This is a genomic window from Sphingomonas sp. OTU376 (assembly GCF_038440415.1).
Taxonomy (GTDB): Bacteria; Pseudomonadota; Alphaproteobacteria; order Sphingomonadales; family Sphingomonadaceae; genus Sphingomonas; species Sphingomonas kyeonggiensis_A.
This window is the reverse complement of record NZ_JASATQ010000016.1, coordinates 77,116-85,880: the sequence shown is the minus strand read 5'-3', so window position 1 is coordinate 85,880 and position 8,765 is coordinate 77,116. Positions and strand designations below refer to the sequence as shown.

The following is an 8,765-nucleotide window of genomic DNA, read 5'->3' as shown; positions in this document are numbered from 1 at the left end:
CCCCCCCCCCCCCCCCCCCCCCCCCCCCCGCGGGGCCCAGGGTTTCTCCGCCGATCCGCTTGCGACCCTGGGCCCCGGCGTTCGCCGGGGAGCAGCAAGAACGCGCTGCGCTCGCGATCCACTGCCAATTCCTCCGGCCTCCGCCGGGAAATAGGAGTGGCAACAATGATCCCATCACCGCCGCTATGGTGCAGTAATACACTTGAGCCATACCCCGGGGAAGGCGATAGTGTTTTCATGACCTTGGCCATCGTACCGCTCACGCCGCTCGAGCGTGGGCAGCTTCACGTGATCCGCCTGCGCGCGCTGCGCAATGCGATCGTCCTGCTGGTGGCAGCCGGGGCGGCCGAGTGGTTCGTGCCGAACCTCCCCATGCCGGGCCTGTTCCTCGCCCCGGTCATCCTTCTCGCGCTGTGGATGGTCGTGCTCGCGCCGCCGCGCCGCTGGCGCCGCTGGGGCTATGCCTTCACCGGCACCGAGCTCCATGTCGAGCATGGCCTGTTCACCCGGGTCCACACGATCGTGCCGGTGCTGCGCGTCCAGCATATCGACGTCCAACAGGATGTGCTGGAGCGGCTGTTCAAGGTCGCCACCCTTGTCCTCCATACCGCCGGCACCGACGACAATGTCGTGATCCTGCCCGGCATCGCCCGCGCCACCGCCGAGGCAATCCGCGACACGATCCGCGAGCGCATCGGCAGCGCCGCGCATGACTGAGGCCGAAGCGCGGCCCCAGCGGCTGCACGTCCTCACCGTGATCCTGCGCTTCATCAAGCGCGCGCCCTCGACGCTCGTCGTCCCGCCGCTGGCGCTGGGCTTTGCCGGCAAGGAATTCCATCCGGTGCTGGCCTTCGGGGCCTTTGGCGCGATCGCGGCCGCCGTGATCCTGATGACCTTTCTCGACTGGTGGTGCTTCAACTACCGGATCGGCGCGGAGGAAGTGCTGATCCAGCAGGGCGTATTGCGCCGCAGCCGCCGCTCGATCCCGCGCGCGCGCATCCAGGACGTCTCGATCGAGCGCGGCCCGTTCGCCCGGATCGTCGGCCTGGCGCTGGTCAAGCTGGAGACCGGCGGCGGCGAGAAGGAGGAGGCCCATCTCGACAGCGTCTCGGTCGCCGAGGCCGAGCGGCTGCGCGCCTTGCTCCGCAGCCACACGCCCGCCGCCGCGGTGCAGGCCGGCGATGCCGCTGCGCCGGAACCTGCCCCGGAGCGCCGCACGATCTTCGCCATGTCGCTCGGCCGCGTGCTGATCGAGGGGGTGTTCGGCTTCTCGCTCGTCTGGATCGCCGCAATCTATGGCGGTCTCCATTATCTCGGAGAGATCCTCCAGCTCGATTGGGAGGAGCTGTTCGGCGAAGCCCAGCGGGTCGCCATCGCGCGGTTCAGCATCGTCGCGCTGGTGCTGGTCGCGGGGCTGGCGCTGCTGGTCAGCCTGGTCGCCGGCATCGTCCGCACCCTGCTGCGCGACTATGGCTTCACGCTCACCCATGAAGGCGGGCGCTTCCGCCGGGTGCGCGGGCTGCTCACCCGCTCGGAAGTCGTCATCGCCGATCGCCGCATCCAGCTCGGGCTGGTCCATCGCGGCATGATCTCCGGGCGGCTGGGCTGGAACAGCGTCGAGGTGCAGACGCTCGGCGGCAGCACCGATCCCTCGGGCCGCCAGGGGCTCGCGCCCTTCGCCACGAAGGAGGAAGCGGCGGAGGTGCTCGCCGCCACACCGCTGCCGACCTTCGAGCGCGTCGGCCTGCGCCCGGTGGCCCCGGCCCATATCCTCCGCTCGGCGCTGCGCCACGGCATGCCGGTCGCGCTGGTCTTCGCCATCGCGGGCTGGTTCCTGCCGCTGCTCTGGTGGGGGCTGCTGCTCGTGCCGGTCCCCGTGATCGTCGCGCTCTTCCAGCGCGCGCATCATCGCTATGCGCTGCGCGACACCAGCCTGCAGGTGATGCGCGGCGTGCTGTCCCAGCGCGACTGGGTGGTGCCCTTCGACTCGATCCAGACGCTCACCGTGCGCCAGGGCCTGCTCCAGCGCTGGCTCGGCGTGGCGACGGTCTCGGTCGACACGGCGGGCGCAAGCGGCTGGCACCGCCCCAATGTCAGCGACGCCCCGCTGGATGCCGCGCTGGCGCTGGCCGAAGCGCTGGCGGCGAAGGTGGACTAGCCTGAATTTCCGCCCTTGTTTCCCCTCCCTGGGAGGGAGGGGAGCAGGAAGGAGGCTTCCTCCCTTGCAATGTAGGATTTCAGATGTTCCGCTGACCGGGCCGGCCTCGCGCCGGCCGCTCTTTCAACCGGTCAGGGAACGGGCGTCGGCCGCGGGGTCGGCGAGGGCCGGGGCACCGGCAGGCTGAAGCTCACCGCACCCTTGCCCTGGGCCGGTACATTGGCAGGCGCGGTCGCCGGCGGGGCGACCGCGTCGACCTTGCGGCGCACCCCGGCCAGCGGCGCGGGCGCGCTGAGCGGGCCGGCGCCGGGCAGCGGCGTCGCGGCGGGCGCGGGAGCTGCCTCGGGGGCGGCGGCGATCTGGGCGCGCATGCACTGGACCGGGCTCGGGCGGCGGAACTGCTGGCAGTTCCACAGCGCCTTCGCAAAGCCCTGCGCCTCGTCGCGCAGGTAGCTGAACGACATGGTCGCCACCTGGCTGCTGCCGAGCGGCAGCTTCGCCGGGGTCTGCTTGGGGTCGGCCCAGGCCATGAACTTGCAATAGGGGCGCTCGCCGCAGGTGCGGATGGCGAGTGCGGCGAAGGCGTCGGGGTTCATGCCGGCGGGCAGGGTGAGCATGAAGTTGTTCGATTCGCCGCCGCCTTCGACCGCCATCGGCGCGGGGATCGCGCTGGTCGGGATCGATGCGGGGTCGATGAACGCGCCGTCGCCGCCCGCCGCGCCGGGCAGCAGTGCGTCGAGTGCCGGGTCGCTCTTGAAGTTGGCGGGGGACAGGCGGGCCATCAGGCCGATGTTCGGCTCGACACCGGCATAGGTCCGGTTGAAGGCGGGGGGAGTGCCCCACCAGCCGCTCCAGCGGAAGAACAGGTGGGTATGGACCTCGGTGATCTTCTCCAGGCTGGCGCTCCAATAGGGGACGACCCAGTCGGTGTGGTAATGGGTGGCGTGGCCGACGGGCTTGTACACCGATCCGGTCAGCGCGCTGCGGGCGACATAGCGCGCCCGCTCCCAGGCCGCGGCGGTCGGCGTATAGCGCAGCATCGCCCCGTCACAGGTGAAAGTGAACTGGCAGCCGGTCGAGCGTTCGAATCCCTGGAACACGACGCCGCAGATGGTTTTCGGGAAAGCGGGATGCCTCGCGCGGTTGATGATGACCTGCGCCACGGCCTTTTCCCCCACGGCATCGTCGCCGGCCTCGTAATAGACCGCGGCAGCCAGGCAATCGACCGCACGTTCGCGGCTGTCCTCGGCGCCGAAGATATTGAACGGCCGGGCGGCGGGGTTGGGCAGGGTGGAGAAGGGCACCGAGGCGTTCCACGCCCGCGCGTCATCGGGCGTGACGACCTGCAGCTCGACCGGTTCTACGGCCGGCAACTCGTCCTTGGGCACCACCCGGTGCGAGACCTTCACCGGCGCCTTGGCCTTGCCGATGACGGTCCGAGGCGTGTGCGCGACGAGCCAGACCGGCCCCGCGATCGCCAGGAGCATGACAAGCCCGAGCATCGCCACGAGCACGGGCGAGACGGGGCGCGAAGAGCCTGCAAAGCTGCGAGGAAAGGAAAGGGTCGCCATGGGGTCGCCGCCCATAACGCAGAAGCACGCAGGTTGGAACCATTGCGGCGCCGAAACGCCGCAGGCTTCGGCTCAGCGTGGGACGGCGGGGCTTAGTCCGGCCAGAAGCCGGTGGCCTCGCACATATCCCAATGGTCCGCCGCACCCAGTTTGCAGGCCGCCGCGGTGCTCTCGCCGATGCAGAGCTTCACTTCACGCTGGTAGCGCTTGTAGCAGCTCTCCGGGCGCGCCGGCGCCGCGGCCGCCAGCGCCACCGGCTTGTGCTTGATGGCGGAGACTGGGGCGGCCGCCACACCGCGCGCTTCGGCCGGCGTTTCCAGCCCGCGCTGCTTCCCCCCGAAAGCCAGCGGCCACCCCAGATAAATGGCAAGCATCACGCTCACCAGGATCATTGCATTACGCACGACGAATTCCCCCCGGAAACGACGTTTTCCCCGACTCGGGAAAACTAGCGTTAATCGGGAGTTAATTCCAGTGCCTCAGCTCTCCGGAAGGAAGTCTGGAACGCTCAAATAGCGCTCACCTGTATCATAATTGAACCCAAGCACCCGGACGCCCTCCGGAAGATCGGGCAATTTCTGCAGGATCGCGGCCAGAGTCGCCCCCGAGGAGATGCCGACCAGCATACCTTCCTCCCTTGCCGCACGGCGCGCCATGTCCTTGGCGACACCGGCATCGACCTTGATCACGCCGTCGATCGCATCGGTGTGGAGATTGCGCGGCACGAAGCCCGCGCCGATGCCCTGGATCGGGTGCGGGCCGGGCTGGCCGCCCGAGATCACCGGCGAAAGCTCGGGCTCGACCGCATAGACCTTCACATTCGGCCAGGCCTTTTTGAGCGTCTCGGCAACGCCCGTGATATGGCCCCCGGTGCCGACACCGGTGATCACCACGTCGATCGGAGTGTCGGCGAAGTCGTTGAGGATCTCCTGCGCCGTGGTGCGGTGATGCACGTCGATGTTCGCTGGGTTCTCGAACTGCTGCGGCATCCAGGCGCCCGGAGTCGTCTCGACGATCTCCATGGCTCGTTCGATCGCGCCCTTCATGCCCTTTTCGCGCGGCGTCAGGTCGAAGGTCGCGCCATAGGCGAGCATCAGGCGGCGGCGCTCAAGGCTCATGCTCTCGGGCATCACCAGGATCAGCTTGTAGCCCTTAACCGCCGCGACCATCGCCAGGCCGACGCCGGTATTGCCGCTGGTCGGCTCCACGATCGTGCCGCCCGGCTGCAGGCTGCCGTCCTTCTCGGCGGCCTCGATCATCGCCAGCGCGATGCGGTCCTTGATGGAGCCGCCCGGGTTGGTGCGCTCGGACTTGATCCAGACTTCCGCGTCCGGGAACAGCTTGCTCACCCGGATGTGCGGCGTGTTGCCGATCGTTTCGAGGATCGTATTGGCCTTCATGTCGTCATCTCCTTGGGAGGAATCTCAAGATTGGCCGGAGGATCGAAGGTTCGAGCCCGCCTCAACTCCGGAAATAGCTTGGCCCAGGCGATCGTGACAAGGATCGCGCCGATGCCGCCGCCAACCACAGCGGCGACCGGACCGATGAGCGCGGCGAGAAAGCCCGATTCGGCTTCGCCCAGCTCGTTCGAGCCCGAAATGAACAGGGTGGACACCGCACCGACCCGGCCACGCATCTCGTCCGGCGTATAGAGCTGGATCAGCGACTGGCGAACATAGACCGAGACCATGTCGGCTGCGCCGAGCACGAACAACGCGAACAATGCGATCAATACCGCCGGAGCGGTATCATGCCCGATTGCGCTCGGCCCCAGCACCGGCACCAGCAAGGGCGCCGAGAGGCCGAAGATCACCGTTGCGAAGCCGAACAGCGCCACCGCGAGCAGCATCTTCACGCCCACATCGCTCTTGAGCGGACGCCAGGAGAAGAACACCGCCGTCAGCACCGCACCCACCGCCGGCGCCGCGCGCAGATGCCCGAGTCCGGCCGAGCCGACCTCGAGGATGTCGCGGGCATAGACGGGCAGCATCGCCGTCGCGCCGCCGAGAAGCACCGCGAACAGGTCGAGCGAGATAGCGCCGAGCACGAGCCGGTTCCGCCGGACATAATGCAACCCGTCGACCATCTGCGCCCAGGGGCTGCCGCTGAACTTGCGCACGGTACGCGGCACGGGTCCGATCAGCATGAGCATGAGCAAGGACAGCAGGAACAGTCCCCCCGCCACCGCATAGGAGAGCCAGTCCGCCGCCGCATAGAGATAGCCGCCCATCGCCGGCCCGATCACGGTGCCGATCTGCCAGGAGAGCGAGCTCAGCGCGATCGCGGTCGGCAGGATCGCCTTGGGTACCAGGTTGGGCGAGAGCGCGCTCAGTGCCGGGCTGGCAAAGGCGCGGGCGACACCGAGCAGCGCGGCGATGCCGAACAGGGCCGGCAGGCTGATCGTATCGGTATAGGTCAGCACACCCAGGCTGATCGCGCAGAATGCTTCGAGCGCCACCGAGGCTCGGGCGATCCAGCGCCGGTCAAGCCGGTCCGCGACCCAGCCGGCGAACAGCGAGAGGAAGAGCAGGGGCAGGAACTGCGCGACGCCGATCAGCCCGAGTTGAAACGCCGCCTCCTTCACCGTCATCGTCCGCCGGGCGATGTCATAGACCTGCCAGCCGATCACGATCACCATCGCCATCTGCCCGAGCGTGGCCGAGAGGCGCGCCAGGAAATAATAGCGGAAGTTGGGAACGGCGAATGGATGCGTTGCTTCGGCGGCCATGGAAGCGCCTCTAGGCCCTTCCGCGACGGAACCGCAACGAACGATTGCAGGCGCGGCCGCCAATCACATCAAGATATGCCCGATCAGCGCAGCTTTGCCGGCTGGACGTCCTCGGTCTCGGCACTGCGCGGGTTGCGGATCGCGGGGCGCAGCCGCGCGAAGCTGCACAATCCGGCAATGGTCGCCAGCCCGGCAGCGACAAGGGCAGGTACCGTTCCGCCGCCGATGCTCAGCGCCAGCAGCGCGGCCACCAGCGTCGCGCCGGTCGTCTGTCCCACCATCCGCGTCGTGGAGACCAGCCCGCCTGCCGCAGCGGCCCGATCGATCGGCGCCGAGCCGATGATCAGCCGGGCATTGGGCGACAGGAACATGCCGAAGCCGGCACCCGTGAGCGACATCCGCCAGGCGATATCGAACCAGGTCGGGTCCGCGGGCAGAAAGGCGAGGAAGATCAATCCGGTTACCGCGACCACCATGCCGATCGCGCCGAGCGCACCCGCCGGATAGCGATCGGACAGCGAGCCGGCGAGCGGCGCGACGATCATCGTTGTGAGCGGCCAGGGCGCGATCACCGCGCCGACTTCGGAAGGCGCGAAGCCATAGCCGTGCTGGAGCCGGAAGGGGAGAGAAAGCAGCAGCGTCATCGTCGCGATGAACGCAGTGAAGGCCCCGACCACCGACAAGGCGAGCACCGGACGCGCCAGCAGATCGACCGGCAAGATCGGCTTGGGCTCGCGCAATTCCCGCCGGACGAACAGCAGGCCGATCGTCGCGCCTGCGATCACCACCGCGCCGGAGACCACCGGGCTGTCGCCGTGCACGGCACTTTCCAGCCCGCCGATCACCAACCCGAACATGCCGGCGCAGAGCAGCGCACCCAGCACGTCGAACGGCTCGTCACGCGGCTCGCTCCCAGGCAAGGCACGGCCGAACAACAGGCTGGCGATGGCGAAAGGCACGGCGGAGGCAAAAACCCAGGGCCAGGGGCCAATGGCCAGCACGAGTCCGCCCAGGGTGGGCGCAAGCGCGGCCGAGCTGGAAACCACCACCGAGTTGATGCCCAGCCCGCGCCCAAGATGCTTGGCCGGATAGATCTGGCGGATCAGCGCCGAAGATACGCTGAGCGCCGCCGCCGCACCCGCCGCCTGCGCGGCGCGGACAATGAGCAGGAAGGGCAGGCTCTTGGCGAAGAAGCAAAGGACCGTCGCGACGGTGAAGACGAGCTGCCCGGTCTGGTACATCCGCTTCAGGCCAATCCGCTCGCCCAGTCCGGCAAGCGGGAGCAGCAGCATGACCAGCACGAGCTGGTAGACCGTCACGATCGCGACCGCGGCAGAGCTCTCGATGCGCAGGTCGCGGGCGATGGTGGGCAGAGCCACGGTCGCGATGGCGCCATCGATCACCACCAATGCCGATCCGAACGAAACGGCAGCGATGGCCAGGGTGCGGCGGGGCTGGGGGAGGCCATCGGTCATCGCCGTTCAGTGCCGCAACAGTGCGTCGGGTTCCAGCGGGAACTCTTCCTTACCCAAATGGGTTGTTTCGCAATCTAAACCAAAGACTTGGAGAGACTGATGGGCAAGGGCATCCTGTTGTGGCTGCTGGGCATTCCGATCCCGATCATCCTGCTTATCCTGCTGTTCTGGCACTAGGCCGATCAGGCTGGGTCGGTCTTGTTCCGGCCCGCACCGTTCTCGATGACAAGATTGTTGCCGGTGAAGATCAGCTCACGGATCTCCCACGCATCGGCGACGTAGCGATGATCCGGCTTGCCGGGACATGCGCCTTCGTCGTTCGTGGGAAGCTGGTGCATCAACGGCAGGATATCGGCCGCCTCGCGCTCGATTCGCTCGCGGATGCGCCCCATCAGCCAGCGGATCGAGCGCGCATAGGTTTCCCACTGCGCCTCGCTGGGCAAACCGTGCCAGCGGGTGACATGCTCGCGGAAATCCGCGACCAGTGCCGCCGTCTCCGCGCTCGCCTGGCTGGCCGCTTGCGCAACTTCGCCGCCCAGACCATCCATCAGGGGGCCATAAACCTGGCCCTCCATCTTCGCGAAATGCATCAGAAGGTCGCGGGTGAACATCCAGCGGCGGAATCCCAGCCCGTCGACACTGGCAGGCCGCGGCCCGGAAACCATCGTCTCCAGCGCATCGGCATTGGCAAGAATGTGGCTGTGCTGTCTCAGCACACGCTCCACGGGCATTACGCGACTCCTCATTCCCCCATTTTGGCGCAGTATGCCTGTCCAGGGGTGAAATCGCGGCTCAGGAGCTAACCCTATTGGGGAAGCTACGGAGGCCCCGCC

8 protein-coding genes are annotated in these 8,765 nt (G+C 67.9%); 2 read left to right on the top strand and 6 right to left on the bottom strand.

Annotation, left to right across the window (positions count from 1 at the left end; translation table 11 throughout):
• The first annotated feature begins 237 nt into the window (after positions 1 to 237).
• The gene (locus tag AAHM44_RS09425) at positions 238 to 717 is read left to right on the top strand and encodes a PH domain-containing protein (RefSeq protein WP_342249804.1); all 480 of its coding nucleotides are present in this window, start codon (positions 238 to 240) and stop codon (positions 715 to 717) included.
• On the top strand, positions 710 to 2,158 hold the full coding sequence (locus AAHM44_RS09420) for a PH domain-containing protein (protein ID WP_342249803.1): 1,449 nt from the start codon (positions 710 to 712) through the stop codon (positions 2,156 to 2,158). The genes AAHM44_RS09425 and AAHM44_RS09420 overlap by 8 nt, the downstream gene beginning before the upstream one ends.
• A 131-nt stretch (positions 2,159 to 2,289) precedes the next feature.
• Here AAHM44_RS09420 and AAHM44_RS09415 read toward each other — a convergent pair whose 3' ends face one another.
• The 6 genes from AAHM44_RS09415 to AAHM44_RS09390 form a co-directional block, all read right to left on the bottom strand.
• Entirely contained in the window at positions 2,290 to 3,729 is a 1,440-nt protein-coding gene (locus tag AAHM44_RS09415; RefSeq protein ID WP_269575340.1) for a cell wall hydrolase, read from the bottom strand.
• A gap of 92 nt (positions 3,730 to 3,821) precedes the next feature.
• Entirely contained in the window at positions 3,822 to 4,133 is a 312-nt protein-coding gene (locus tag AAHM44_RS09410) for a hypothetical protein (protein ID WP_269575341.1), read from the bottom strand.
• Positions 4,134 to 4,208: 75 nt separating this feature from the next.
• On the bottom strand, positions 4,209 to 5,129 hold the full coding sequence (gene cysK, locus AAHM44_RS09405) for a cysteine synthase A (protein ID WP_269575342.1): 921 nt from the start codon (positions 5,127 to 5,129) through the stop codon (positions 4,209 to 4,211).
• Positions 5,126 to 6,457 (bottom strand): MFS transporter, encoded by a 1,332-nt coding sequence (locus AAHM44_RS09400; protein WP_342249802.1) that lies wholly within the window; start codon positions 6,455 to 6,457, stop codon positions 5,126 to 5,128. The genes cysK and AAHM44_RS09400 overlap by 4 nt, the downstream gene beginning before the upstream one ends.
• 83 nt (positions 6,458 to 6,540) lie before the next feature.
• Complete coding sequence (locus AAHM44_RS09395) at positions 6,541 to 7,932, bottom strand: MFS transporter (protein WP_342249801.1); 1,392 nt, start codon at positions 7,930 to 7,932, stop codon at positions 6,541 to 6,543.
• 182 nt (positions 7,933 to 8,114) lie between these two features.
• The gene (locus AAHM44_RS09390) at positions 8,115 to 8,657 is read right to left on the bottom strand and encodes a hypothetical protein (RefSeq protein ID WP_342249800.1); all 543 of its coding nucleotides are present in this window, start codon (positions 8,655 to 8,657) and stop codon (positions 8,115 to 8,117) included.
• Positions 8,658 to 8,765: the final 108 nt, after the last annotated feature.

Bases quoted from the DNA above. Each gene is read 5' to 3' on its own strand.
- AAHM44_RS09425 (WP_342249804.1), top strand. From the start codon at position 238: ATGACCTTGGCCATCGTACCGCTCACGCCGCTCGAGCGTGGGCAGCTT.
- AAHM44_RS09400 (WP_342249802.1), bottom strand. From the start codon at position 6,457: ATGGCCGCCGAAGCAACGCATCCATTCGCCGTTCCCAACTTCCGCTAT.
- AAHM44_RS09420 (WP_342249803.1), top strand. From the start codon at position 710: ATGACTGAGGCCGAAGCGCGGCCCCAGCGGCTGCACGTCCTCACCGTG.
- AAHM44_RS09415 (WP_269575340.1), bottom strand. From the start codon at position 3,729: ATGGCGACCCTTTCCTTTCCTCGCAGCTTTGCAGGCTCTTCGCGCCCC.
- cysK (WP_269575342.1), bottom strand. From the start codon at position 5,129: ATGAAGGCCAATACGATCCTCGAAACGATCGGCAACACGCCGCACATC.
- AAHM44_RS09395 (WP_342249801.1), bottom strand. From the start codon at position 7,932: ATGACCGATGGCCTCCCCCAGCCCCGCCGCACCCTGGCCATCGCTGCC.